This is a genomic window from Paenibacillus sp. FSL H7-0442 (assembly GCF_038593105.1).
Taxonomy (GTDB): Bacteria; Bacillota; Bacilli; order Paenibacillales; family Paenibacillaceae; genus Paenibacillus; species Paenibacillus polymyxa_D.
In genome coordinates this window covers 5441165-5467453 of sequence record NZ_CP151963.1, presented here as the reverse complement: position 1 = coordinate 5467453, position 26289 = coordinate 5441165, and the positions used below count along the sequence as shown (strand labels likewise).

General features: G+C 45.4%; 25 protein-coding genes and 1 riboswitch. Of the genes, 19 read left to right on the top strand and 6 right to left on the bottom strand.

The window, feature by feature from the left end; all coding sequences use genetic code 11:
- The first annotated feature begins 14 nt into the window (after positions 1-14).
- Positions 15-1196, top strand: a complete 1182-nt coding sequence (locus MHH57_RS24175) for an NAD(P)/FAD-dependent oxidoreductase (RefSeq protein ID WP_069011002.1) — start codon at positions 15-17, stop codon at positions 1194-1196.
- Positions 1197-1394: 198 nt separating this feature from the next.
- Positions 1395-2192 carry a copper amine oxidase N-terminal domain-containing protein gene (locus tag MHH57_RS24170; protein WP_342434623.1) on the top strand — a complete coding sequence of 266 codons (798 nt, stop codon included), beginning with the start codon at positions 1395-1397 and terminating at the stop codon, positions 2190-2192.
- A 79-nt stretch (positions 2193-2271) separates the two neighbouring features.
- Here MHH57_RS24170 and MHH57_RS24165 read toward each other — a convergent pair whose 3' ends face one another.
- Both MHH57_RS24165 and MHH57_RS24160 read right to left on the bottom strand, forming a co-directional pair.
- On the bottom strand, positions 2272-3315 hold the full coding sequence (locus MHH57_RS24165) for a stalk domain-containing protein (protein WP_029518693.1): 1044 nt from the start codon (positions 3313-3315) through the stop codon (positions 2272-2274).
- 255 nt (positions 3316-3570) lie between these two features.
- Positions 3571-3747: a CsbD family protein gene (locus MHH57_RS24160; RefSeq protein WP_068939077.1), complete on the bottom strand. Its 177-nt coding sequence runs from the start codon at positions 3745-3747 to the stop codon at positions 3571-3573.
- Between the two features lie 156 nt (positions 3748-3903).
- Between MHH57_RS24160 and MHH57_RS24155 the strand changes: the two genes are divergently transcribed.
- Together MHH57_RS24155 and MHH57_RS24150 are read left to right on the top strand one after the other, a co-directional pair.
- Positions 3904-4419, top strand: coding sequence for a DUF2179 domain-containing protein (locus MHH57_RS24155; RefSeq protein ID WP_013312523.1), 516 nt, complete (start codon positions 3904-3906; stop codon positions 4417-4419).
- A 120-nt stretch (positions 4420-4539) separates the two neighbouring features.
- Positions 4540-4752, top strand: a complete 213-nt coding sequence (locus MHH57_RS24150) for a cold-shock protein (RefSeq protein ID WP_025721956.1) — start codon at positions 4540-4542, stop codon at positions 4750-4752.
- 122 nt (positions 4753-4874) lie between these two features.
- On the opposite strand, the gene MHH57_RS24145 is transcribed toward MHH57_RS24150, so the two are convergent.
- From MHH57_RS24145 to MHH57_RS24135, 3 genes are all read right to left on the bottom strand, one after another.
- A complete protein-coding gene (locus MHH57_RS24145; RefSeq protein WP_342434622.1) occupies positions 4875-5888 on the bottom strand; it encodes a substrate-binding domain-containing protein in 1014 nt (337 codons plus the stop codon).
- A gap of 213 nt (positions 5889-6101) precedes the next feature.
- Positions 6102-7301: a glycosidase gene (locus MHH57_RS24140; RefSeq protein ID WP_318627716.1), complete on the bottom strand. Its 1200-nt coding sequence runs from the start codon at positions 7299-7301 to the stop codon at positions 6102-6104.
- On the bottom strand, positions 7298-8473 hold the full coding sequence (locus tag MHH57_RS24135; RefSeq protein ID WP_165145809.1) for an AGE family epimerase/isomerase: 1176 nt from the start codon (positions 8471-8473) through the stop codon (positions 7298-7300). Before MHH57_RS24135 ends, MHH57_RS24140 begins: the two co-directional genes overlap by 4 nt.
- A gap of 234 nt (positions 8474-8707) precedes the next feature.
- Between MHH57_RS24135 and MHH57_RS24130 the strand changes: the two genes are divergently transcribed.
- The 10 genes from MHH57_RS24130 to MHH57_RS24085 all read left to right on the top strand — a co-directional run bounded on the left by MHH57_RS24130 (position 8708) and on the right by MHH57_RS24085 (position 19121).
- Positions 8708-10027: an extracellular solute-binding protein gene (locus MHH57_RS24130; RefSeq protein ID WP_029518689.1), complete on the top strand. Its 1320-nt coding sequence runs from the start codon at positions 8708-8710 to the stop codon at positions 10025-10027.
- A 67-nt stretch (positions 10028-10094) separates the two neighbouring features.
- Positions 10095-10979, top strand: coding sequence for a sugar ABC transporter permease (locus MHH57_RS24125; protein WP_039271802.1), 885 nt, complete (start codon positions 10095-10097; stop codon positions 10977-10979).
- Between the two features lie 2 nt (positions 10980-10981).
- Positions 10982-11815 carry a carbohydrate ABC transporter permease gene (locus MHH57_RS24120; protein ID WP_023990883.1) on the top strand — a complete coding sequence of 278 codons (834 nt, stop codon included), beginning with the start codon at positions 10982-10984 and terminating at the stop codon, positions 11813-11815.
- A 59-nt stretch (positions 11816-11874) separates the two neighbouring features.
- On the top strand, positions 11875-12924 hold the full coding sequence (locus MHH57_RS24115; RefSeq protein WP_341071364.1) for a glycoside hydrolase family 130 protein: 1050 nt from the start codon (positions 11875-11877) through the stop codon (positions 12922-12924).
- Positions 12925-12936: 12 nt separating this feature from the next.
- Complete coding sequence (locus MHH57_RS24110; protein WP_341071363.1) at positions 12937-13896, top strand: alpha/beta fold hydrolase; 960 nt, start codon at positions 12937-12939, stop codon at positions 13894-13896.
- 57 nt (positions 13897-13953) lie between these two features.
- A riboswitch (purine riboswitch) is annotated at positions 13954-14053 on the top strand.
- Between the two features lie 69 nt (positions 14054-14122).
- Positions 14123-15301: an MFS transporter gene (locus tag MHH57_RS24105; RefSeq protein ID WP_209947677.1), complete on the top strand. Its 1179-nt coding sequence runs from the start codon at positions 14123-14125 to the stop codon at positions 15299-15301.
- An 80-nt stretch (positions 15302-15381) separates the two neighbouring features.
- Positions 15382-15525 (top strand): RAxF-45 family protein, encoded by a 144-nt coding sequence (locus MHH57_RS24100; RefSeq protein ID WP_165145821.1) that lies wholly within the window; start codon positions 15382-15384, stop codon positions 15523-15525.
- A 103-nt stretch (positions 15526-15628) separates the two neighbouring features.
- Entirely contained in the window at positions 15629-17692 is a 2064-nt protein-coding gene (gene abc-f, locus MHH57_RS24095; protein ID WP_341071362.1) for an ABC-F type ribosomal protection protein, read from the top strand.
- A 942-nt stretch (positions 17693-18634) separates the two neighbouring features.
- On the top strand, positions 18635-18808 hold the full coding sequence (locus MHH57_RS24090; RefSeq protein WP_155271705.1) for an FDLD family class I lanthipeptide: 174 nt from the start codon (positions 18635-18637) through the stop codon (positions 18806-18808).
- Positions 18809-18929: 121 nt separating this feature from the next.
- On the top strand, positions 18930-19121 hold the full coding sequence (locus MHH57_RS24085; RefSeq protein WP_029518683.1) for an ATP-binding cassette domain-containing protein: 192 nt from the start codon (positions 18930-18932) through the stop codon (positions 19119-19121).
- 205 nt (positions 19122-19326) lie between these two features.
- On the opposite strand, the gene MHH57_RS24080 is transcribed toward MHH57_RS24085, so the two are convergent.
- A complete protein-coding gene (locus tag MHH57_RS24080) occupies positions 19327-19797 on the bottom strand; it encodes a hypothetical protein (RefSeq protein WP_342434621.1) in 471 nt (156 codons plus the stop codon).
- Between the two features lie 501 nt (positions 19798-20298).
- Here MHH57_RS24080 and MHH57_RS24075 point away from each other — a divergent pair.
- The 5 genes from MHH57_RS24075 to MHH57_RS24055 all read left to right on the top strand — a co-directional run bounded on the left by MHH57_RS24075 (position 20299) and on the right by MHH57_RS24055 (position 26158).
- Positions 20299-20472: an FDLD family class I lanthipeptide gene (locus MHH57_RS24075; RefSeq protein WP_193373363.1), complete on the top strand. Its 174-nt coding sequence runs from the start codon at positions 20299-20301 to the stop codon at positions 20470-20472.
- Positions 20473-20646: 174 nt separating this feature from the next.
- Entirely contained in the window at positions 20647-21375 is a 729-nt protein-coding gene (locus MHH57_RS24070; protein ID WP_029518680.1) for an ATP-binding cassette domain-containing protein, read from the top strand.
- Positions 21372-22166, top strand: a complete 795-nt coding sequence (locus MHH57_RS24065; protein ID WP_029518679.1) for an ABC transporter permease — start codon at positions 21372-21374, stop codon at positions 22164-22166. Before MHH57_RS24070 ends, MHH57_RS24065 begins: the two co-directional genes overlap by 4 nt.
- A 13-nt stretch (positions 22167-22179) precedes the next feature.
- The gene (locus tag MHH57_RS24060; protein ID WP_029518678.1) at positions 22180-22947 is read left to right on the top strand and encodes an ABC transporter permease; all 768 of its coding nucleotides are present in this window, start codon (positions 22180-22182) and stop codon (positions 22945-22947) included.
- A gap of 31 nt (positions 22948-22978) precedes the next feature.
- Positions 22979-26158, top strand: a complete 3180-nt coding sequence (locus tag MHH57_RS24055; protein ID WP_342434620.1) for a lantibiotic dehydratase — start codon at positions 22979-22981, stop codon at positions 26156-26158.
- The last annotated feature ends 131 nt before the right edge of the window (positions 26159-26289 follow it).

Below are 26289 nucleotides of genomic sequence, written 5' to 3'. Positions count from 1 at the left end.
AACGGAGGATGGACATGTCGAAGCAAATTTTGATCTTGGGCGGCGGATACGGCGGATTGCTGGCCGCTCTTACAGCACGCCAGCATATGGACGCTAGTCAAGCAACCATTACAGTGGTTAACCGCTTTGCGTCGCACCAAATTATTACGGAACTGCACCGTTTAGCGGCAGGTACAATTGCCGAAAAAGCTGTGGCGCTTCCTTTGGAGAAACTGCTGCGTAACAAAGAAATTATCCTGAAAGTGGATACGGTTTCCGAAATTAAGCCTGACGATAAAAAAGTAACCCTGGCCAGTGGTGCTACATTGAGCTATGACGCTCTCGTTATCTCCCTGGGCAGCGAAACGGCATACTTCGGTATTCCGGGACTGCAAGAGCATAGCTTCACGCTGAAATCCGTGGCAGAAGCCAATCGCATTCGCGCACATGTGGAAGCTCGTCTAGATGCTTACAAGCAATCCGGTAACCAAGCGGACGCTACAATCGTTATCGGTGGTGGCGGTCTGACAGGCGTTGAGCTGGTGGGCGAATATGCTGACAAATTGCCTGCAATTTGTCGCGAAAAAGGTATTAACTACGAAGATATCAACTTGTATTGTGTAGAAGCTGGACCATCTATTTTGGCAGGCTTCCCTCAACCACTAGTTGATCGTGCAGTAACAAGCCTTGAAAAACGTGGCGTTCAAATCGTAGCGGGTGTTCCGATTACAGAAATGAAAGCAGACGAAGTTCTCCTGAAAGACGGACGTTCGATCAAAACGAACACACTGATCTGGACAGGCGGCGTACAAGGTAATGCACTGGTTGGCGCATCCGGTATCGAAGTAAACCGTGGTCGTGCAACTGTGAATGGTGCACTGCAATCGACTTCTCACGAAGACATCTTCCTCGCTGGCGACAGCGCAGTGGTGTTCCCGGCTGAAGGCGAGCGTCCATACCCTCCAACTGCACAGTTGGCTTGGCAAATGGGCGAATTAGTTGGTTACAACATCTTCGCTTATTTCAACGGAGCGAAAATGGAAAGCTTTACACCGGTATTCTCCGGAACACTGGGCAGCTTGGGCAGAACAGACGCGATCGGTACTGTAGGCGCGAATGGCACCCAACTGAAAGGCGCTGTAGCTACTTTGATGAAAGAAGGCAGTAACATCCGTTACTTGTCCCATATCAAAGGACTTTTTGCATTGGCCTATTAATATTTCTTACTTTTATATGCTTTATCCAAAGAGAGTGCAATTCTGTGCTCTCTTTTTGTTTTGCAGTTTAACCCATTATAAACCAGTATATGTAAAATGTCATGTGTATTTCTGGATATATGTTGTAAATTATGGTTGAAATGATATTTTTGTGACGATACACTGGTAACGAACAATAACGAGGAGGGTATTATGATTATGAAAATTAGGTTACTAATCTGTCTTATGATTGTATTGAGTTTGGGTGCTACAAACACGAATTGGGCATCAGCTCAAGGCCAAACGCCCATACACTTGAAGGTCAATGATCATTACGTTTTATACACCTACCCTGCATCACCTTTTGTGGATAAGAAGGGGAGACTGCTTATACCGCTCCAAGCGGCTGAGGATATACTGGGCGGCAAAGTAAGTTATAATGCAGCGAACAAGACGGCTGCTGTTGATCTGTTGGGGCGTAATGTAACGGCTACGATCGGATCACCCGAAATATCGGTTAACGGCGAACCTATGACAATGGATACAGTCCCCATCATGAAAAGCAACGCGATGTTTTTGCCGGTATCCATTTTGTTGAAGGATACAGATGCGAAGATGGAGTGGGATCCCCAACGTGGCTTATTGAAGCTAAAACATGATAGCTTTACGGAGAGTCCCGTTCTTATGAGGTTTAAGGGACAAGACTTGGCCCAAGTCATTGATGCGAATGCGTTTGACCTTATTTCCTTTGACTGGGATAAAAAGAAGGATGTATTGAATATTCATGCTACTTATAAGAGCGACTTATCGCCCGCCTTCAAGCAAATTGACTTTAATCCTATGATTGTTTATAGCAAAGGGACCTATAGTGTAAATCCTTATTCTAGACCCAGTATGTTTTACAAAGTGAAAACCACCACTCCTGGTAATTTGGTTTATACGAGAAATATCGATACAACCGATGCGGATAAAGACTATATAAAATATATTACTTCTGTAGGCAGATTGATTGAGTAGTGGAATATATGTTGCTTGTACATCACAAAAAAGCGACAAAGGCTTAAGGGCCTTTGTCGCTTTTTTTGAGAGATTAATCTTAGAAGGTAATGATTTGACTATTGTTTCCTTTATTACGTACATATCCAACGACTTTGGATACAGACTGTTTATCTTTAAGATAATCAGTAACGCCATCTGTCAGGTTGTTTTTTTGATTGTTCGAAAGTTTATTCCAGTCATCCGAATTTACATAAACCTCGACGATAGCTTCATTGCTGTCGCCTCTTACGGTGAAATCAAAGCCGACTCCATTATAGGTGCCATATCTATCGGACAAGTTACGTTGGATCGTACTTGCATCCAGAGAAGAAGCTACATCCCTCAAAGAAACCTTACCTCTGCTGTTGATTGTAAAGGTTGCCATTTTATCCCTGTTACTAGAGTTTTTAACCGTACCCTCTATATCGGCATCTTTATACTCTTTCAAAATATCTTCACCGATGTCTTCGAGGAAGGTTTCCTTTCTGCTGCTGGTTAGGTCAGTCCATCTAGATTTCGTCATTTCGATGGTCACCGTAATATCGCTTTTGTTACCATCCAACGTGATATCCGAGTTGGTGCTGTAGTCATCGCTGTGATCATCGTTCAGCTTCTTTTGAAGATCCTTCAAGGAGCTAGAGCTATTTTTGCTTGCTTCATCTTTTAGCGTCTGGTTGTCTTTTTGCAATTGAGCAATGGTAGCGTCTTTCGTCGTGTTTGCTGCTTTCGCTGTGTTGAGCTCTTGAGTCAGCGTCGTAATCTGGTTGTTCAGCGCCGTAACTGTAGATTGATCAATAGGAACGCCGTTGTCAGCAATGACTACGCGTTTGTTTGTTCCATCCCATGTTACTTTTTTATCCAAAGCTGTACCTGCCAGCTTCAGTGGGATATACGTTACGCCATCCAGCAGGAACGGTTCTGTTTTGGCATCAGTAGGAACCTCGGTTCCGTTGTAGATAATTTTGATATTGTTATATACTGCTTGGATCGGCTTAGTCACTTGTGCGGCATATGTGGATTGGCTGAAAAGAGCCCCGGATATGGCCAAGGCGGATACGGCAGTGATGATGACAGGTTTTTTGATAGATTTCAGTGATTTCATTCGTTGGTCTACCCCTTTATTTAAGAATTATAGCCTGGTTCATAGACTAGAGTAACATTAATGCCTACAAAATCCAACAGCTTGGAGAGTCATTATAGGTTGTGCTTATATTGGTTAGACGCAACAGCAACCATAAAAGTTGCCCTGTTTGCGCAAAAGTTTTTCCAAAAGTATCCGAACAACACAAAACAAGCCCGCTGCACAAGACAGCGAGACTTGTAGGTAAAACAGTGCGCCGAAGTTATCCATTCAGGATTATTTGCCGTCCTTCAGTTTGCCTGCTGTTTCCTGAAGATGGCCTTTGGCCTTATCCAGTTTACCTTCGGCTTGAAGGGATTTATTATCGGTAGCGTTTCCGATTTGGTCCTTGATTTCACCTTTGGCTTTGTTCACATTACCTTTGATTTTATCGCTAATTCCGTTATCCTTCATGTTGAAGCCCTCCTTATGTGATCGAACTTTCATTCAGCATGCTATAGTTAGTCATTACCCGAGCAAGGGTAATACGAAACCAGAGGCTGTATATCACAGACGGGGGTATAATGTTGGATACGGGTTAAATCAGAACGTGAAGTGGGGAGTGAGCGCATGCTCAAAATTTTATTATTTATTCTCGTTATTCAAATTATTTACGTATCGGCGTATACACTGCGCATGATTCTGACGCTGAAAGGACAGAAGTACATTGCTGCGCTCATTAGCACCGTAGAAGTTACGGTCTATGTATTGGGCTTGAATGTTGTGCTTAAGTATCTGGATCAAGTGGCAAGTCTTGCGGTATACGCCATTGGCTATGCATTGGGTATTCTGATTGGAGCATGGATTGAGGAAAAAATAGCGCTTGGTTATGTCACTGTTAAGGTGATCAGCAATGAGATTAATGGAGGAATTGCCAATGCGCTGCGGGACAAAGGATACGGCGTTACAGCCTGGCTGGGCAGTGGGCGTGATGGAGAGCGCCTGGTGATGGAAATTTTGGCTAAACGGAAAAACCAGAATAGGCTGTATCAGTCCATTCTGGAGCTGGACCCTAAGGCTTTTGTCATTACGGTAGAGCCGAAGCAATTTCATGGCGGCTTCTGGACCAAGGCTATCCGTAAATAAACATTTTGGTAAATTGCGCATATTTTTTGGAGCTTGGAGCATATTAATACCCGCACAGGTTGGAATTAACAGTAAGCCGACAGGGGATATTACCCTATAAAAAACCGAGGGGGGATATAGATGTACAGACGCCAGGCCCCGGAAATCATTCCAGAGGAAAATACGGCTATTTGGTCGTGTACAAATGAGGGTTGCAATGGCTGGATGCGAACGGATTTCACCTTTTTGAACGAGCCAGCTTGTCCATTTTGCCAAGCCTCGATGGGGCAGGAAATGCGGATGTTGCCGATTCTCAATCGGGCGGGCAATTCCTTTGTCGCCCAGCGCTCCTAATCCAGGATTCTGCAAGATCCACAATGGAAAGTGAGTACGATGATCACACTGCAATACTTATGAACGTCAAAAGCCGCTCCAGCGACATGCTGAGCGGCTTTTGGTTGTGGAATATTTGATGATCATGGCCTCTCGATGGGCTGCACGGAGTCACGATATACAATATGACCCTGCACCAGGACCCGACCAAAGCGACTGCCGGGATGGCTTATTTTTTTCATCATCGAATCAATTGCGGTACGTGCCATCTGCTCGATGTCTACTCCGACTGTGGTCAGTTGCGGAACAATAAGAGTGGCGTATACATCATTGTCAAAGCCGACCACAGAGCAGTCTTTAGGTACGCGGTATCCCAGAGCAATGAGCTTGTGCACCAGATTGTGAGCGACCTGATCGCAATTACATACAAAAGCAGTCGGCAGCGGCTGAGGAAGCTCCATTTCAACATAAGAGCCTTCGTCGTCCCGGTCACTGAGCACCCACTCGTTACGGAGAGGCAACCTGTGCTCCAGCAAGGATTTATAGTAGCCGAGGAAACGATCCTGAATACTACTGGTGGAATAGAGGTTGCCCACATATGCAATATCCCGGTGTCCCTGGGCGATCAAATAGTTGGTCAGCTCGTAGGCCCCGTAAAAATTATCCGTCACCACGGAGTCGATATCGGCATGCTCATCATAAAAATCGAGAAACATTTTGGGCAGTTCCATGGTTTGTACAAGCTCAATATATGGCTTGCTCACTTGGCCCAGGAGAATGAAGCCGTCCACCTTACGGTCGTAATAGATACGTGGCAGATTAAGCTGTTCCTCGTCTTCGCGATGGAGGATGTGAAGGATGCCGTAGTAGCCGTATGGCTCCAGTGCCCGTGAAATTTGCTGGTAGATGTGCAGATAAAACGATTGGCCAGGGCCGGTAAAACGTTCGGGAATGACAACACCAATGTTATAGGTGAGGCCCTCCTTCATGGACTTGGCAACGGTATTGAAACGATAACCCATTTCGCCCGCGAGCGTCTTAATACGCTCTTTTAGCTCCTCGCTAACCCCATCCTTGTCATTGAGCGCCTTCGACACGGTCACGCTGCTTACTCCCAGCTTATCTGCAATATCCCGCATCGTTACGTTGCTCTTCATTCCTGTTCCGCCTTCCAATTTTAAAAAGATAAGCATCTTGCCTAAATCCAAAGAATGGATGCAAAATGCTGGGGGAATATATTAGTAGCTTAGCTGCCTGTAAAGATACAAAGACTGGCAGCGTAGCTGCCCATAGAACAACAATTAGCCTGCGGGTAACAGTTGTTCTATGGATAGTATACATGGTTCCGCAAGCAGGATAAAGCCTGCGGCTTATGTCTGCTGAGAAGGACGGGAGTGCGCTTTCAATAGCGCTTCATTGTGATGAATCAGATCACGGCGAACAGCGGCGCTGCTGAGAGAGCGCAGCGGGTCGGATGGTGTATTGAAGGTGTAGTCCTCCAGTCGAGCGATGGTGGTTGTCGCTACGTGGATACGGGTGTCACTGGAAGCGTAGTAGATAAAAACTTCATCTTGCTCGTTAACAACAGCCCCGTTGCAAAAAATAACATTCGAAACGTCGCCCACGCGTTCCTCATCATAAGGAGCTAGAAAGTGCCCGCCGGGCTTAGCAATGACGCGCGTAGGGTCTTCCAGACTGGTGGCAAAGGTATACAGCACATACCGCAGCCCGGCGGCCGTATTGCGTACCCCGTGAGCGATATGAATCCAGCCGCGGCTGGTCTTAATCGGGGCAGGCCCCTGTCCGTTCTTGGCTTCGTACACCGTATGATAACGGCGCTCATCAATGACGGTTTCGTGTTCAATCACGGGCTGTGTAATATCTTTGCACAGGCCGAAGGCAATGCCACCGCCCGAGCCGGTGGAAATAAACCCGTCCTGAGGACGAGTATAGAAGGCGTATTGACCGTCCACAAATTCAGGGTGCAGAACAACGTTGCGCTGCTGTGGGGACTGGGTAGTAATGTTGGGAAGCCGGGTCCATGTACGAAGATCACGAGTACGGACCAGTCCGGCCTGAGCGACAGCACTGGAGGTATCGTGAGGTGGCGCGTCAGGATCCTTTTTTTCAGAGCAATAAATACCGTAAATCCAGCCGTCCTCATGCTTCACCAGCCGCATATCGTACATATTTGTTTCTTCTGGGTCGATATCCTCCCATACTAGGGGGGCGTCAATGAATCGAAATTGATCAATGCCGTTATCGCTCTCTGCCAAAGCGAAAAATGATTTTCGATCCAGTCCTTCGGTACGCGAAACAAGAATGTATTTTCCTTCATGATAGATCGCCCCTGGATTCAATGCCGCATTTACACCCAGCCGCTCCATGAAAAAGGGATTAGTTTGCGCATCCAGATCGAACCGCCAGTGAAGTGGAACATGATGGCGTGTGAGCACTGGATAGAGGTAGCGCTCGTAGATACCATTGTAAAAGGTAGTTTTAACCTCATTAGGGCGTGTAATCAGTTCCTCTTGCTGCAATAGCAGCTCATCGTATTTGCTATGAATCATTGGTTTTCCATCCTTTCTAGCATTTCTATGCAAAATCGGCTGTTGTGATAAGGGCACTTCCAAGGGCCTGCAATCTCTCTCGCATCAGGCTTACCATCCGCTTGAACTGACCAGAACCATTCGCCTCCGGGGCGCGGATCTATGATATATTGCCGAGTATAGGCCCACAGATTACGCACAATTTGCAGAAATCGTTCGTCATTTGTACGTTGAAACGCATTGTAAAAACCAACCATCCCCTCGGCCTGCACCCACCAAATACGTGAGGTGTCTACCCGCTCTCCTTCTCGCTCGTTGATGAGTGATCCGTCTGGCTGAACAGCACGCTCTGCTACCGCATTGGCAATATCCATCACCATGTCCAGGTATTCTGACGGGTAATAACCCAGCACATTCATAGCGTCCTCAATCAACCAGCTGGCTTCGATGTCGTGACCATATGAGGTCAGGTCAAGCAGAGAGCGCCATTCACGATCGAAGAATACCCCCAATCGTCGGGCAGAAGCATCGTAAACGCGACGATATAAAATATCCAGTACGTTCGTCAGTGCATCTCGAACCTCTTCATTTGGCCAGACGCGCAGCAATTGGGTATACGCTTCCAAAACATGAATATGCGTATTCATGGTGATATGCGCGGTAACTCCATTTTCGCTGAGCAGCTCATTAGGCTGCGTGTTCCACAAGCGGTCATATTGCTCGCCGTATGCCTGCCGGGCGGGATCATATCCTTTTTGCTCCAGCAGGTGGAACAGCTCCATAGCTAGTGGCAATGCATTCGGGTCGTCTGTAGCACGTGCATACTCTGCTAGCGCATAGATCGCGAATGCCTGCGCGTATACATGCTTGCACGTGTCCACGGGTTGCCCGGTGTAGTCCACCATCCAATACATTCCTCCATGTAATGGATCAAGCAGGTGATCTCGCAGGAATGTGAATGCATCTCGTGCGGCTTCTGCATAGGTATCTTCCCCTGTTACACGAGCAGCCGCCGAGAAGGACCAGAGTAACCGTGCAGTGGCAATCCCGCCTTTGTCGGCTTGGTTATGAGTGTGCAGATCCACATCCACCTCGCCGTAAAACCCACCGTGTGTCTCATCCTTCAGTCCAAGCCAGAATGGGAGTATGTGTTCCTTCCATTCCTGTCTAATTTCGTCCAGTAGTGTTGCCAAGAGACAAAGCCTCCTTCGGGAAAAATATTAGGTTATCGTTAACTTTACAGAATTATCATATCTAGCTGTTTGTAAACTGTCAACCATGCTAAATTGGTGTTTTTTCATAAGGTGTGACCGATTCCACTTCACAAAAAAAGAATATTGCAATTGACATAGTAAGCGCTAACATAATAAAATGATTTTGTTACTTTAACGATAACCTTATTAAAAAACAACAGGAGGAGTCGTCTCATGAAGTTGTCCAAGGTTTTGATGTCATTACTATCTGTGGTTTTGTTAGCTGGGCTGTTTACTGGCTGTACCTCAAAGAAGGATGAGCCAGCTGCCAGCTCTGATCCAAAGGCCGTGGAAGGTGAAATTACGGTTATCACACAGCGGACAGATATTGTGGATACGGTATTTCAGGACTACGCTAAGGAATTTAACAAGCTTTATCCGAACGTGAAGGTCAATTTCCAGGCATTGGCCGATTATGATGGTCAAATTAAAATTCGGATGGGGACCAGGGATTACGGGGATGTTTTGCTGATCCCTGGCAGTATTCCAGTTGAAGAGCTGCCCAATTTTTTCGAACCACTGGGTACTTATGAGGAGATGAAAAACAAGTATACCGGCATTGAAGAACGTACGGTGGATCATAACAGCTACGGTATTCCGATTGCGATGGTTTACTCTGGTGTGATTTATAACAAAAAGGTGTTCAAGGACGCAGGAATCACGCAGCTTCCCAAAACACCGGACCAATTCCTGACAGCGTTACAGCAGATTAAGGACAAAACCAAGGCAGTGCCGCTGTTTACGAACTATGCCTCTGGTTGGGCACTGACCCAGTGGGAGTCTAGTCTGGCAACATTGGCGGGTACAAAGGAATACGTGAATGTCACACAACCGAATACAGATGACAATTTCACAAAGGGCCAGCCTCACTATGAACTGTATAAGGTCCTATACGATGCAGCTAAAAAAGGCCTGATTGAAAAAGATCCAACGACTACGGATTGGGAGACCTCCAAGGCAGATCTTGCTCAAGGCAAAATCGGTACGATGGTGCTTGGCTCTTGGGCAATTGACCAGATCAAAAGCACAGCTCCTAACAAGGATGATATCGGTTTTATGCCTTTCCCGACGAATGCCTCCAAGGTACTTGTGCCGCTGGCTGGTGACTTTAACCTCGGTATTAACGTAAACAGTGAAAATAAACCAGCGGCCCGTGCCTGGGTGGATTGGTTTACCGAAAAGTCCAACTATGCTGTAGAGCAGGCAGGCAGTATTAGTCCGCTGAAGGGTGCTCCAATGCCTAGCATTTTGAAGCAATACGAAGATCAGGGGGTCGTTTTTGAAACACTTACTCCATCTCCAAAAGGACAGGAAGGAATTGTTGATAAAATCGACAAAATGGGCGAAATTGGTTTGTGGCAGCCTGATTTCAAGAAACGCATTATTGAGGCAGCGGTGGGTAACCGCCCGGAATCGTATGACGCCATTATGAAAGATCTGAACGATGCATGGGTGAAGGCGCGTGCTGAAGTGGCTGCTAAGGAAGCAAAATAGCCATCTGAACTGACGAAAAGAAAGGATCGACGTAGCAGTCGATGGACGGATAGCCAGGAGGTGCAGCATGTTAAAATTTTCGAATCTCAGCTACTCCAAACAAAGATTGGCGATTATTGTTGCCTTTTCATTTATTCCGCTAGCGCTGCTGATCACTTTTGCGTACTTGCCAGTGATCAATATGTTTAAGTACAGCTTTTCGGACTGGAACGGCTATAGTAAGCGTCTGGAATATGTGGGTTTTGAAAACTATATCAAAATCTTTACCGATCCCGAGTATTTCTCGGTGTTTAAGGTCAGTCTGTATTACTTTGTAGCCACGTTTGTACAGATGGGTCTGGCCCTTTATTTTGCAAGCATTCTCAGCTTTCAGACCTGGTTTAAAAATTTCTTTAAAGGCGTTTTGTTTTTTCCTTCCCTGATGAACGGGGTGGCCATTGGTTTTATTTTTCTATTCTTTTTTAAGCCAGACGGCACGCTCGATACACTGCTTCAGGCAGTGGGGCTGGGTTCGTATGTCAAGCTGTGGCTGGGCAACCCGGAGATTATCAATATTTCGCTGGCGGGCACGTCGATCTGGAGATACATGGGCTTTAACTTTATTGTGTTTCTAGGTGCGATTTCTTCCATATCCAGTGATCTGTATGAAGCAGCCGATATCGATGGGGCCAACCGCTGGCATCAGTTCCGCTCAATTATTTTGCCGAGCATCAAGCGGATTTTGCAGTTGAACCTCATCTTGGCCATTAGCGGTGCGGTCAGTGCATTCGATATTCCGTATATTATGACCGGTGGCTCCAATGGTAGCGAAACATTCGTCATTCAGACGCTTGATGTGGCATTCAAATACAGCAAGGTCGGTTTGGCCTCGGCGATGGCAGTTGTTCTGCTGCTGATCGTAATCGCTGTTACGCTGCTTCAACGGTTGCTAATTCGGGGAGAGGAGGACTAATCATGTATAAGCTGAAAAGAATACTGGCTAGCAGCATCAAGTATGCGGCGCTACTACTAGGTGCGTTCATTGCACTGCTACCGATTGTCGTAATTTTGTTTGCATCTTTGAAGACGAAGACTGAATATGCGGCAACCAGTCCTCTGACTCCCCCTGTGAACTGGCTGAATTGGGCTAACTATACCAAAGCCTTTATTAACGGAAATATGCTGACCGGATTTGTGAACACAGCTTTTATCCTGTTGATTTCGATCATCGGAGCCACGTTGACCGGTTCCATGATTGCGTACATTTTGAACCGTTTTAAATTTAAGGGCAAAAGTCTTATGCTAGGTGCGTTCCTGCTCGCGACCCTCATTCCGGGGGTAACGACACAGGTATCAACATTTCAAATTATCAACAAGCTGGAGCTGTTTAACACGCCTTGGGCGGCGATCTTGCTGTATTTGGGAACGGATATTATTGCGGTGTATATTTTTCTGCAATTTCTGGATTCCATTGCGGTGGCGCTGGATGAATCGGCCATGCTGGATGGGGCCTCCTATCTGACGATCTACTGGCGGATTATCTTGCCCCTGCTGAAGCCTGCCATTGTGACGGTGATCATTATCAAGGGCGTTAATATTTACAACGACTTTTACACCCCGTTCCTGTATATGCCCAAAACAAGCCTTCAGGTCATATCGACGGCGCTGTTCAAGTTTAAAGGACCCTATGGATCACAATGGGAAGTCATTAGCGCGGGCATTATCATTGCCATTATTCCGACGTTGATTGCCTTTTTATCCTTACAAAAATATATCTATAACGGATTCGCTCAGGGTTCGGTGAAATAGAATAACGACGAAATAAAAAAAGATGAGATCAAATATCTCGGTGAGAGGAGAATATACGTATGAATAAATTGAATGTGGATTTGGGAGTAAATAGCATGCGAATTTTGGGAGAGAGTCTGCCGAAAATGCCGTGGCAGGATAAGCCTGAGGGCAGTGAGGCTCCGGTATGGAGACATACTGAGAATCCGGTCATTGGGCGGAATCCGGTGCCGGGCATTGCCCGTATTTTCAACAGTGCAGTAGCTCCGTATGAGGGACGGTTTGTAGGGGTATTCCGGGCTGAAACAATTAACGGACGTCCGCATTTGCATCTAGGCTGGAGTGACGACGGGTTGGCTTGGGACATTGAGACAGAACGGTTGCATTTGGTTGATGAGGAAGGGAACGATTACCAACCTAATTATGCTTACGATCCGCGTCTGGTCCGCGTGGAGGATACGTATTATATCATCTGGTGTACAGATTTTTACGGTGCAGCGTTGGGGATAGCCCAAACAAAGGATTTTAAAAGTTTTGTACGATTGGAAAATCCATTCTTGCCGTTTAATCGTAATGGTGTGCTGTTGCCCCGCAAGCTAAACGGAAACTTTATGTTGCTATCCCGTCCGAGTGACAGTGGACATACACCGTTTGGCGACATTTTTCTGAGTGAAAGTCCTGACTTGGTCTATTGGGGCAAGCACCGTCATGTCATGAGTAAGGGCGGACAGGGCTGGTGGCAATCGGTAAAAATTGGCGGCGGACCGGCACCGATTGAGACGACCGAGGGCTGGCTGATGTTCTACCACGGGGTGACAGGCACGTGCAATGGGCTGGTATACAGCATGGGGGTAGCCGTTCTTGATCTGGATGATCCATCTAAGGTTAAATATCGTTCCTCCAACTTCGTGCTGACCCCGGAGGAATGGTACGAGGAGCGGGGCTTTGTGCCGAATGTGGTGTTCCCGTGTGCTACGCTGCATGATGCGGACACTGGAAGAATCGCAATTTATTATGGAGCCGCTGATACGTATGTAGGTATCGCATACACGACAGTATCCGACATTATGAAGTATGTCATCGCAACGGATGAAGTGGTCGCAGACGACCGTGAGTCGGGCCGGATGTAGGAGGGAACTTGAATGCCTGAGGATATGTCTTTACAGCAATTGCAGTCGTATATGGGGAGTAACCCGAAGCCGCCGGATTTTGACGTATACTGGGAACGGGCATTACAGGAGCTGGAGCAACAGCCGCTTGATTATACACTGGAGCCTGCTGATTTTGTCTCTCCGCTGGTGGAGTGTTACCATCTATATTTTACTGGAGTGGGCGGAGCAAAGGTTCATGGGAAGCTGGCTCGTCCCAAGCACCTTACGGAACAAGGGCCAGCTTTGGCCATGTTTCATGGATATTCCTGCGACAGTGGCGACTGGTTCGACAAGGTAAGCTATGCGGCACACGGATTCACTGTGCTGGCTATGGATTGCCGGGGGCAAGGAGGGCTGTCCGAGGATAATTTGCAGGTTCAAGGAACGACGGTTCGCGGCCATATTATCCGCGGGATTGATGACCCGGACCCGGATCGGTTATATTACCGCAATGTATTTTTGGATACGGTACAGGCGGTGCACATTCTGATGTCTATGGAGCAGGTCGACCCTGAACGGATTGGGGCATTTGGCTGCTCCCAGGGAGGGGCCTTAACGGTTGCTTGCGCTGCATTGGAGCCGCGTGTCCGTATGGCAGTTCCGGTATATCCGTTCCTGTCGGACTATAAAAGAGCCTGGGCGCTGGATGCCACTACATCCGCATATGAAGAACTGGTTTATTATTTTCGTTGGTTTGATCCGAACCATGTGCGCGAAGAGGAGCTCTTTCACCGACTAGGCTACATCGATATTCAACATTTGGCAGATCGTATTCGTGGTCGTGTGTTGTTTGTGACGGGGCTGTCGGATATCATTTGTCCACCCTCCACGCAGTTTGCGGTGTACAATAAAATCGTATCAGACAAGGAAATTCTCCTGTATCACGAATATGGTCATGAATACTTACCTTATCTGTCGGATCGTGCCATGAGTGAATTTTTGCGGTTGTAGGGGGTTGAACTTAGCCACAGGCTCCTTTATAGTAATAGCTATAACCTTCGTGAATGCGTAATAAATGAATGCCCCATTTGTATAACCTCAATAATATGGTTTGAGGGTCTCTACCAGGAACCGATAAATCCTGATTACAAAAAGTGTACGTCTTGTACATTTCTTGTGGTCAGGATTTTTTTGCGTAATACGAGGGAATTTACATGACAGCAAAGGAGCTAATGTAATGAACTTCAAAGTAGTTATTTTAACGATTGCGACCTTTACGGTGGGGTTGGTGGAGCTGATTATCGGTGGCGTGCTGCCCCAAATTGCACAGGATTTGAATGTCTCCGTAAGTACGGCAGGACAGCTTATCATGATCTATGCGCTCGTGTACGCTATTGCTGGGCCAACTTTGTTGGCGTTGACCGCCAAAATTGAACGAAAACGACTGTACCTGTGGTCGATGTTTATCTTTATTCTGGGAAGTCTGCTGGCCTTCTGGAGTCCGAATTATGCAGTCCTGTTTGTATCCCGTATCATTACCGCTGCAAGCGGGTCGCTGATCGTGACATTGTCACTGACCATTGCAGTCAAAGTGGTGTCCAAGGCTTATCAGGCCCGTGTCCTCGGTGTCATCTCCATGGGGGTTAGCTCCTCCATCGTGCTTGGTATTCCAGCCGGGGTGCTGATTGGAAATGCGTTTGGCTGGCGGGTGCTTTTCCTGATTATTGCCTTGTTGACGGTCGTTGCTATGATCGTTATCAACTTGTTTATGGAACGGATTCCGACGGAACATGTTGTGCCTATGCGTGATCAATTGAAATCCTTAAAAAATGTTAAAGTCATCAGTGCTCATCTGGTGACCACGCTGACACTGGCGGGCCACTACACGCTATATGCGTATTTCACTCCGTTTTTAGAAAATATGATGGGTTTAAATGCTTCGTGGGTTAGTGTGGCCTATTTTGTCTTTGGGCTGGCGGCAGTGAGCGGTGGTTTTATTGGCGGTTCTTTGGCAGATAGGTTCGGGACAGCGAAAAGTATTCTAGTCGTCGTAGGCGTGTTTATCGCCGTGATGTTCCTGCTGCCACTCTCAATCCACTCGGTTTATGTATTTGCGCCATTATTGATCATCTGGGGCATACTGAGTTGGGCCTTGTCGCCCCCGATGCAAAGCTATCTTATTGAAAATGCGCCCGAATCGGGTAGTATTCAGCAAAGCTTTAATTTCTCCGCACTCCAGGTCGGGATCGCTCTGGGTTCTGCCCTGGGAGGCGTAGTAATTGAGAATAGTGAATCTGTTGCCACGAACGCTTGGGTGGGTGGGGCATTTGTGATTGTTGCTTTTGTCTGCGGCGTATTTTCGATTACCAGAGTCGGGACATCGCAGGCTGTCAGAGGGCACCACTCTGTTTCATAGTTCGCTGAACCATCGCCCTCTTTTATAATACGAGCAAACATGATATACTACACACAATTATGAAGAAGGAGGTGAGGTAGGTGAATCACGAGATGCTGAACAACCGTATTAGCCAGCTGCCGATTGCTATGGCTGGCATTGTTCATGCTTTTCCATACAACGGGAGAAGTCTGTCCAATTTTAATCATATGGTTGTAAACATCGCGAGAAGACGCCTACCTTAACTCGAACGGATTGCTGTATCTTCCGAAGAGTCGCGGGGTTGCTCCTGCGGCTCTTTTTGTGTTACCCGGGTAAGGGTCTTCCTAAATAAAGGAGAGCCTGAACATGTATATAGTTAACGGTCAACAATTGAAAAAATACCACGCTGCCAATCTGATTTTGGATGGTGCATCGTTTGAAATCCATATGGGAGAAAAGGTGGGACTCATCGGCCGCAACGGAAGCGGTAAAACCACCCTATTACGCCTGATCGCACGTTTGTCCCGCCCGGATGAAGGGCAGCTCGTCATCGCCAAGGATGCGAAAATCGGCTATTTACCGCAAATTCCGGCGGAGTTTGAGAGCTTCACCGTGTACGAAACGCTGGCTTACGCCTATCGTGAGCTGAAGGATTGCCGCAATCAGATGAGCACACTGGAACGGGAAATGTCAGATCCGATTGTGGTAGCGGATACGGGTCTTCTGGAGAAGCTGCTGCAATCGTATGCTTCCCTACAGGAACGGTTTGAGCGCAACGGCGGCTATGAAATGGATGCAAATATTGATCAGGTAGCGGATGGTCTGCGTATTCCCAAAGGAATGTATACGCGCAGCTTCGGCTCGCTGTCTGGTGGAGAGAAAACAAAAATAGCGCTGGCATCACAGCTCATCGGACGACCGGATTTGCTGCTGCTGGATGAGCCGACCAACCATCTGGATTTGAAAGGGCTGGAATGGCTGGAGCAATTTTTGCAGGGCTACACAGGCGCGTGTGTGGTTGTATCTCATGATCGTTATTTTCTGGATCGGGTTGCCGTTAAAATGATTGAGCTTGAGGATGGTGAGGCGTTTACGTATTATACGAACTACAGCGGCTACGTTAAGGAAAAGGAAGAACGATTGCTACTGCAATTTGAAGATTATAAGGAACAGCAAAAGCGAATCAAAAAGATGAAAGAGGCCATTCGGCGTTTTGAAGAGTGGGGTCGCAACGGTGATAACGAAAAGTTTTTCAAAAAAGCAGCATCCATTCGTAAAGCACTGGAGCGTATGGAGCTGGTGAAGCGGCCTGTACTGGACCCGCAGGGGGCAGAATTTCACTTAAAACTGGAGGATCGTTCCGGTCGCCGAGTGCTACAGTTTGAAGATATTGTTAAAGCTTATGGAGAGCGTCAGATATTAAGCGGGGCAACGGGCAGCCTGGAATTCGGTGAAAAGGTAGCCTTGTTGGGCGATAACGGCGCAGGTAAAACGACGCTGCTCAAGCTGTTGCTTGGTCAGGAAAGCGTAGATGCAGGCACGGTCCAGTGGGGCACGCGCGTAGAGTACGGATATTTGGCGCAGCAAGAGAGAGAACGGAATAGCCGGGCGACTGTGCTTGCTTACTTCAAGGAAGAAGCAGGGGTGGAAGAAGGCGAGGCACGCGGATTGCTAGCGAAGTATTTATTTTACGGTGCCGATGTGTTTAAACCCGTGAGCATGCTGTCCGGTGGCGAATGGTCCCGCTTGCGGCTGGCGTTGCTGGTCATGAAAAAGCCAAATTTGTTGGTGCTGGATGAGCCGACGAACCACCTGGACATTGACTCACGCGAGGCGCTGGAAGAAGCGCTGGACACCTACACGGGAACGGTGCTGGCGATTTCGCATGACCGCTACTTTGTGAACAAGCTGGCAGGGCGCGTGTGGGAGCTGGAGGCTGGAAAGCTGACCTTTTATCTAGGTAGCTTTGATGAGTACCGAGCGAAGAAGCGTGAGCTGGAGAATGCTCGTTTACAGAGCGACGGGGATACCGGGACACGCCCGACATCTGCAAGCAGAGCCGCATCGGGTGGCAGCTCAGGCTCGGGCACAGATGTACATTCTAGCGCAGCGAGCAATGGCGCGGGGACGGCTGCGCGGGCAGGAGCGACCAGCGGAGCCGATGCGAGCCGTGCTCGCTCCGGGTCGGCAGGTCGCTTGGGGGCACCCGGAGCGAAGGCCGCGAAGCTAACCCGCTCGCCCGCTGTGTCCAGCGAGCGCTTGGAGCGAGCGATTGCCGCCAAAGAAGCAGAATTGGCGGCGACAGATGCCGAGCTGGAGCTGCTCGGCACAAGCAGCGACACGATGCACATGGCGGAGCTGTGGGACGCGCGTGAGCGACTGCAAGCTGAGCTGGACACGTTGCTCGGCGAGTGGGTTGAACTGGAGTAAGTGATAGGCTGGTTGCTGAAGATAGGCAACGTATATTTTATAAAGGGATAGCCCTGAGGTAGCGCGTCTGCTGAGGGGCTATTTTTATATGGTAAAGACTAATGAGAGCGTGGGAACGGAATAACCATATATTAAAATAAATTGGTGTTAATTATTTTTTTATTATGTATGTTTACATATAAAGTAATAGATTTACATTTTGAAGCATGTGATATTGTTTTATTTGTAAGAAGGAAATAATCACTGTTAGATAAATTTTTATAATGGTCAACTAAGATCATACATAAGATTTTCCGCATTGTCATATATGGATATTCCTTGAGTAACGATCTGGTCAGGGTGTGGTTCTAAAACTTATTTGATCTGGATATTCAAGTGAATGAAATTTAAGGCTCATTTGAGCTTCAAGACCGCGACCGAGCGAGTACTCGGTATGAAATGATTTCGTCCATCAAGAAAGGATCCATCTACAATAGGTATTTATAATCCCTTACTAAACTTGCTTGTTGCCAGGTTGTAAAGCGGACTTCGCTATATCTTACTCCCAAAGTCGTTTTCGTGTACTTTTAGGACACGCATCAAAGTTGGATCAAGGCCTTTTATGCATCTTGAATATTGAAGTATATCTTCCAATCTTGAATTCATAAAAAATCAGTTACTAAATATGTTTTAAATAATACATAATTTAACTATACATATAATTATGTATTAGTATATATATTTCTTTTTACTCGATACAAGGAGTTTTGATTAGTCATTTGCAGGATTTTTTTCGGCATAATGCCTGAATAAAGTGTCTAACCATATAAAGAAGATGTCATATGAGGATGTTTCAATAGGTGACGATCTGTTGAGATATCTTTCATATAAATTAGCTTCCTAGATTACACAAAATTATTGTATTTATTATTAAAGATGAATATCGAGAGGAGTTTGGAAAAAATGGAAAATAATATTTTTGATTTGGATGTACAAATTAACAAGTCTAAAGGTTCAGTAGAACCTCAAGTAACAAGTTTGGCGTGGCAATGCACCGGAATGTGCGGCGGAACAGCCAACACTTGTGCTGAAACAGCAGGTGTAAAATGTTTTTCTAATATTGGAGCATTGTGTTGAACAGTGTAACCATGGAATTTGAACTCGAATCCTAATCGAATTAGGGTGAAAAATGGAAGGAAGGGGTCTTTTTAGTCCCATCCTTCCCCTCAATTATGATAGATTTGGAAGGAGAGAAAGAATGTCTAATGTTGTTATGGAGGTTCAGCAAATCACTAAAGTGATTGGGAAGCGTCAAGTAATTCACGATTCTTCCTTTCAGCTTGACAAAGGAAAGATATATGGTTTTATTGGTCCGAATGGAGTAGGGAAAACGACGTTGATGCGCATGATGACAGGGTTGATGCATCCTACAAGCGGGCATGAATGCTAGAGAAGTACAACATCTTTCCGCCAAACGGTAAATAGGTGATGTCCGTAACGAGCTTTTGCAGGGGCGCCTCTGCAAGGAATTGCCGCTTCAGCAGATTTTCTGCTGGATAAGCAGCCTGCAGGCTGCCCAGTGACCTTTCGTTTCTTCATTCTCACGCGGCACTGTAGCCCCTCACGCTGCATCATCCGCTGAACTCGTTTGTGATTCATTCTTTGCTCTGCCCGAAGGAGTGCGGTGATTTTCTGGTAACCATACCGAAACTTATGATGGATGCAAAGCTCTCGGATTTTCTCCACCGTAGCATCTGTGCGCTTTGTCTCCATAGTTGCTTTCCAGCGGTAGTAGGTCGCTCTTGCGATCCCGAGCCATGTACTGGATTCGATCCAGGCCACGGCGACTTCTGGTTCCACCTCTTTTCCAGTTCCTTGTACTTTTTTAGCAGGTCCAATTGCTGCTTCAGGAATCGATTCTCCGCTTTTACTTTTTCAAGCTCCGAAGAGTGTTCCGGACCTTTTCTGTAGCTGTATTGTTTACCTACAGGCTGCTCCAGACGATGCACTTCGCCTTTTCGATACCACCTCATCCATGTTTCTAGCTGTGTCTTATTCCGTATTCCCAGTTGCTCCATAACCTCTCTTACCAGAACTCTTGCCAATCTCATTTCAATCGCTTTCATCTTTATTTCTAAGGGATAACTCACTCTCGTTGCCAACGTAAAAACACCTCCAAGGTTATCTCCATATCTTACGACATGGCTTGATTCTCTTGAAGGTATTTTGATGTGTCTCACGTTATGGGGTCAGTCCCCTTTTTTGTATGGTAAAGAGAATGAGAGAGTGGAAATAGAATAACCATATATTAAAATAAATTGGTATTAATGATTTTTTATTATGTATGTTTACATATAAAGTAATAGATTTACATTTTGCAACATATGATATTCTTTTATTTGTAAGGAAGATATAAATTATTATAGATGAAGTGTTTGTTATCAACAAAGATCATACATACGGTTGTCTACGTGATATATGGCAATATTTCGAGTAGGTGACGATCTGGTCGGGGTGTTGTTCATATAAAATCCTTCTCTTCTATTGCGAGAAGGAAGGCTTTGGCGGGGTAAACATGAACCTCGCTGAAGGCTGATGGTATATCTAAATGAAAGGGGGGGAATGCAATGGCTGAAAACTTATTTGATCTGGACGTTCAAGTAAACAAATCTCAAGGTTCTGTAGAGCCTAAAATTAGAAGTATTTGGAATTGCTCTAGCGGCTGTGGTGGCGGTAATACATCCCAAACTTGTGTTGAGACATGTTCACCTTGCTTCAGTAATTTAGGAACACTTTGTTAATAAATTTTAGTTGTTTTGCAACTTGCAAAACCTTTATATTGGATAACTATTTAATTTAGCAAAGGAGGAGGGACCTTGAAGTCCCTTCTTCTTCTTTGAGAAAACCTTTGGTTTCCTGGTTGTGAATATCAGAGGCATCCTTATATTTGGATTTAGTAATGGAGGGAAAGTGTAATGTCGGATGTCTTATTGAAAGTTGAAAAAGTATCCAAAAAAATGGGGAAACGGGCTTTATTAAGTGACATTTCCTTCGAGCTTGAAAAGGGGAAAATATATGGTTTCATTGGACCGAATGGAGCCGGGAAAACAACAATGATGCGGATCATGACGGGGTTAATGCATTCAACCAGTGGCTCTGTAAGGATAGCTTCATATGACGTACAGGCGGATCGGGAAAAGGCGCTCTCCAAAGTAGGCGCTATCATTGAGTCCCCGGTCTTTTTTGATTATATGACGGGTAAACAGGTGCTGCGTAATTTGTCTCGGTTGCATCCGAATATTAAATCTTCCGATCGGGAAAAGCATATAGAGGAATTGTTAGAAAGAGTAGGCCTGGATTTGCGTGGAGACGACAGGGTGAAAACTTATTCTTTGGGCATGAAGCAACGCTTGGGCATTGCCCAATCTATGCTGGGTAACCCGGAGCTACTGCTGCTCGATGAGCCTTCCAATGGTCTCGATCCTATGGGAATGAGGGAGTTGAGAGATATTATCCTTCGTTTGCGAAATTCAGAAAATTATGCATTTTTTATCTCCAGCCATCTGCTGGATGAGTTGCAGCAAATGTGTGACGAATTAATTGTGATTAAAGAAGGAACGCTAGTTTGGAAGGGACCCGCAGATCAATTGGTTGAGGAAGGTCAACGGCTAGAGGATGCTTTTATGGAGCTAATGGGATTATGAAGACACTCATTTACAGTGAGTTCGAGAGATTGTATAGCAGAAAATGGTTCTGGCTTCTGATTTTATGTACCCCTGTACTCGCTTATTCCACAGCCAGCTATTTTTTGTATCTCAAGACTTCGGTAGAAGTGTTGTCCAAAGTCTTTGTCATTATAGGCCTGCAAGAAAATTTGTTTTTAATATGCAATATTGCTGTAGCTGCATTAGTAGCGACTCTATATACGGAGCAATTCCGGGGTGGACAGTTGCGTCTAATCTTCATGCGGCGTTTTACTCGGGGACAGATTTTCTGGAGCAAGCTATTGGTTTTACAGGTCTCTGTTCTATTACTCTTACTTATATTGGGTCTGTCTCTTTGGGGTGTCGGAGTATGGCGATTTCCCTATTCTGAAGGCGAAACAAGGCAATATGGAGAGCTTATAATGTATGTATTTCAATATTATGCAAAGGCTTTTGTCTCACTTATGGCTATTGGCTGTCTGTATTCCTACATTGCCATGTGTAGCAAGAGTGTAACCCATGCAATTGGTATTTGTACGACCTATAATCTGTTCTCCTTGCTGTTCGATGGCTTATACCTTAAATTAGCATCTCTATTTTCTCATATTCCCTACATACATGATCTTATAGTCTTTTTATTTATTCCTTATATGCAGTATAGAGGATTGAAGACATCCTTATCCGGAAACCTGTCTGCAAATGGGGCGATTGCCACCGTTGTTATTTTATATCTAATCCTTTTTACATGGGGAGCATATCGTCGTTTTACCAAGGATGATTATTTGTATTAGGAGGATTTTTCTTATGCTAGGAATTTGGCGAAGTGAAATGGAACGAATATGGAATCGAAGATCTACTCTTTTATTATATACAATTTTTCTATTGATGGTTATTGCGAATATTGTCAGTCTTAAAATTAATGGAACAATGAAATTCCGCTTTGGCGAAGGGATTGCCACTGTTAATAATCTGAACTTGCCGTGGCTTATGATGAGTGAAATTTCCCTATTTCTGATCCTGGCATTGTTGCCTATTTTGTATGTGGATCAGTTAAGCGGGGATATTCACTCCGGGGCGTATCGTTTATATGTACTGCGTCCATACCGTCGCTTTCAATTTTGGCTTGGAAAACTGTTCGCATTATCGGTCACGACGATCGTTTTTACGGGTACAGCCTTGCTCATAGGCATACTGGCTGGTTGGACTATTTTTCCCCGTAGCTTAACCTTTTTTAAATACGGCTCAGCAGAGGCTTCCACCTCATTAGATGCTATGTCATATACACTTGTGTTTTATTTGGTATTAACGTTGGTTTGCCTGGCAAAGCTCATGCTAAGTAGTGCAGTGTGTTTGTTCATATCCAGACCTTTATTCTCGTTTATTTCTATTTTATTTATATCTATGTTTATCTACCCATTTTACAAGCCACTTGTGATGTTAATAGATCCTTTCCAGCAAATTATGCTTGCTTTAAGAGTGGATGGTTCCACCAGATTCTGGATGTGTCTAATCGTGATTATATTGATTTGTTCGACTATTAGCTTTGTTCGTTGGCAAAAGAAAACAATTTAAACATTTGGCTTAGAACGGAGGTTTAATGGGAATGGAAGAGCATCTTTATAAAACCCTGGATTTTTTTATGCTTCGTACTCCTGTGCTACCTATGGAAGAGTTCGGAAAATGCTTTCTAACCAATGTCGGAGAGACTGAAGGAATCAGACGAGTTGCAATAAATCGTCTTACGGAATTATCTCGTAATCCATTTATTCGTGAAGCGTTAGCTGCCTCCAGCCCTACTCTGCTTGAATCTTTAGTACATATCAGCGATCAGGACAATCCGCGCAAACAGGAACAAGTTATCAAATCCTTTATGCGTTATATCACTAGAATGGCTACACGACCTACGCCGTTCGGATTGTTATCTGGAGTCACTTACGGGAAATTCGGAGAGCAGTCTCAGCTCATTTTACAAGAGCCAGATATGTATCGAAAGCGTGCAAGACCGGACATGGAATGGCTAATGAAAGCCGTTGAAATGGTCACAAGCAGTAAGGAGGTTGTCCGCCAGCTGCGGGTTCAGCGTAATACATTAATTTATCGTCAGGGTAACCGGGCTAAAATCCCCTACACGACAAGATGCGGCAGTATAGTCGGTGGAGAAGATCAGAGTGTGTCCATTCGTGCGACTCAGGTATTTGATTGTGTGATGGAAGCAAGTTCGACCCTCATACCTTATCAGGAACTGGTCAACCATCTACATAAGACATTTGAAAGAGCTGATATAGAGACAATTGACCGTTATGTATGGCAGCTATTTGAGCAAGAGTTTTTGATATCTGAGCTTATTCCTCCTACCACTACTACCGAACCGCTGGACCATATACGATCCGTCTTGAAATTAGTAACGGGTATTGATGAGTTAAAAGAGAATTTTAATAACATCGCGGATACTATTAATAAATATAATCGTCTCCCTATAGGCCAAGGGGAAGATTCGTTGGAGCATTTAAGACGAAAGATGGGCAAAATGTTCAGTGCAAAATCAAGCTTGCAAATCGACCTTTCCCTGGAGGATCGAGGAGTTGTTCTTCCCCAATGTATCCGTAAGGATGTTGAATGTGTTGCCGAATTACTAACTAAGCTTTCGTCGCGAGAGAATAGACCTTTGGATGAATTTTGTGTGGAATTTTTGGAGAAGTATGGTCCATATCGGGAGGTCCCTTTGCTGGAGCTTCTTGATGAGGATACAGGGATGGGTGCTCCGGCAGGCTACAAACATCCATTGAGTAACCGAACACGGCTTCAAAACATGTCACCGTCCCAGTCGAGATCACATCAGGAGAAGCTTTTATTTCAATGGTTCGTATCTTGCATCCATGAAGGAAAACATGAAGTGGTACTTACAGATGCCATGATAGACGCAATGTTAAAAGGGCAGAAATCAGGCAAATGGTTGGCAGCACCTTCTATGGAATTGTTTTTTCAGTTGGTCGCCCCTGATCAGCAGGCTGTAGATCGCGGTGAGTATATTTTACTTCTGGCACCTAATCAGGGGTCAGACGGGGCGGGAAAGACGTTCGGGAGATTTCTGGATTTGTTTGACGAGCCTTTTACTGATATGTTCTCCAGCATTCAATCGGAAGAGCAACGGTTACAGCCTGAAAAGCTGTTAGCCGGAATATCGTATTTACCCAGTTCGGGAAGATCGGCAAATGTAGTATTAACGAAGCATACTCGCCCCTATGAAATCGCAATAGGAACCAATCATACCCTGCCAAAGGAACAGCAGATACATGTTTCGGACCTTGCTGTTGGGGTACGTAATGATCATTTTTATTTGAAGTCGATAAGTCGCAATCGTGAGGTCATTGCTAGGGCTGGACATATGCTCAATGCTGAATTGACTCCTAACATACATCGTTTTCTTTTGGAGGTCAGTGAGGATGGTTATCGCCATTGGTCATCTATGGAGTGGGGATTCGCCACCCATGCCCCTTTTACCCCACGTCTAAGATATAAGCATGTCATTCTCAATCCGGCTACATGGAGAATGACATGGGATGCGGCAACTAGCCTATCCAAGGATATGATTGATTTGGAGAATTTAGTGTGTCAGTTCCAAAAAGAATGGAATCTACCACGTTATGTATATATGATTGAATTAGATAATCGAATTCTGTTGGATATGAATCATCCCTTGCATGTTGAACAGGTTTGTAGAGATCTTCAATCCAAAGGAAAAGTTACTTTAATCGAACACATAGGTGAAGTCGGAGAAACGCCAGTCTCTCGTCACAGTGGACGCTTGGCGGCTGAATTTGTATTTCCATGTATACGTAAACAGGCTGTAGCAACGAACCATTTTGAGGAGGAAGTTGCTGCGACACTAGATAGAAGGCATGAGGATACAAGTTGTCTTTCCTCAGAGGCAACCTGTACCTATCTTCCTGGTGGTCCTTGGTTCTATGCCAAATTATATGGTATGAACAGTCGCCAAGATGAGTTTATTGGTGGTTATTGGGATGAATTTGTGCGGAAGCATCAAGAGGACGGTAACATCCTTCAGGGGTACTTTATCCGATACGCTGATCCAGATAAACATATTCGTGTCCGGTTTAAGCTACCGGAGTTTCTGGAGGGAAACTTGTTTCTTCCCGTGTTTCATCAATGGACAGAGATGCTTTTAAATGAAGGCATGATATCCAGAGTTGTGATCGATACCTATGAGCCAGAAGTAGAGCGTTACGGTGGAAAGAAGCTCATGATGTGGGCAGAACGAATGTTTTCTTGTGACAGTGAAGTGACAGCCAAATTGGTACGTCTCATTAGATTCAACCAGACTTCTTTACAGAAGGACGTTATAGCTATTTTAAGCGTGATCAATCTTCTCTACCAGTTTGGTTACTATAAGGAAGATGCGTTTCAATTCTTAAATCGTCAATTTGATCTCAAAGACTATTTGAAAGACTTTCGCAAGGAACGGAAGTTCTTTTTACAATGGATGGCATCAGATCAGGAAATGACAGCTTCGACTGCATCCAGTCGCGAATCCATAGAAAATATTTTTTATGCAAGAAAAGAAGCAGTAGAGCAATATAATTATATACTCCATGAGCAGGAACGGGAGGGGGGAGCTACCAATACAAGAGAGGATATTATATACAGTGTGATCCATATGCATTTGAACCGATTAATTGGAATTGACAGGGATCGGGAGCGCAAAATAATGATCATGGCCAGACATGCTATGAACAGCCTGGTTCAATATCGGGGGAATCGCTAATGAGTAGCGTACAAAAAAGTACAGATCGGAGGACTTCTTCCATATGGAAGTCTGTACGTCAAGGGCTTAAGCTTTTTGCCTTAGTATTTAACATGAATAAGGTCTATATGCTTTCTAGCATTTTTTTGCAT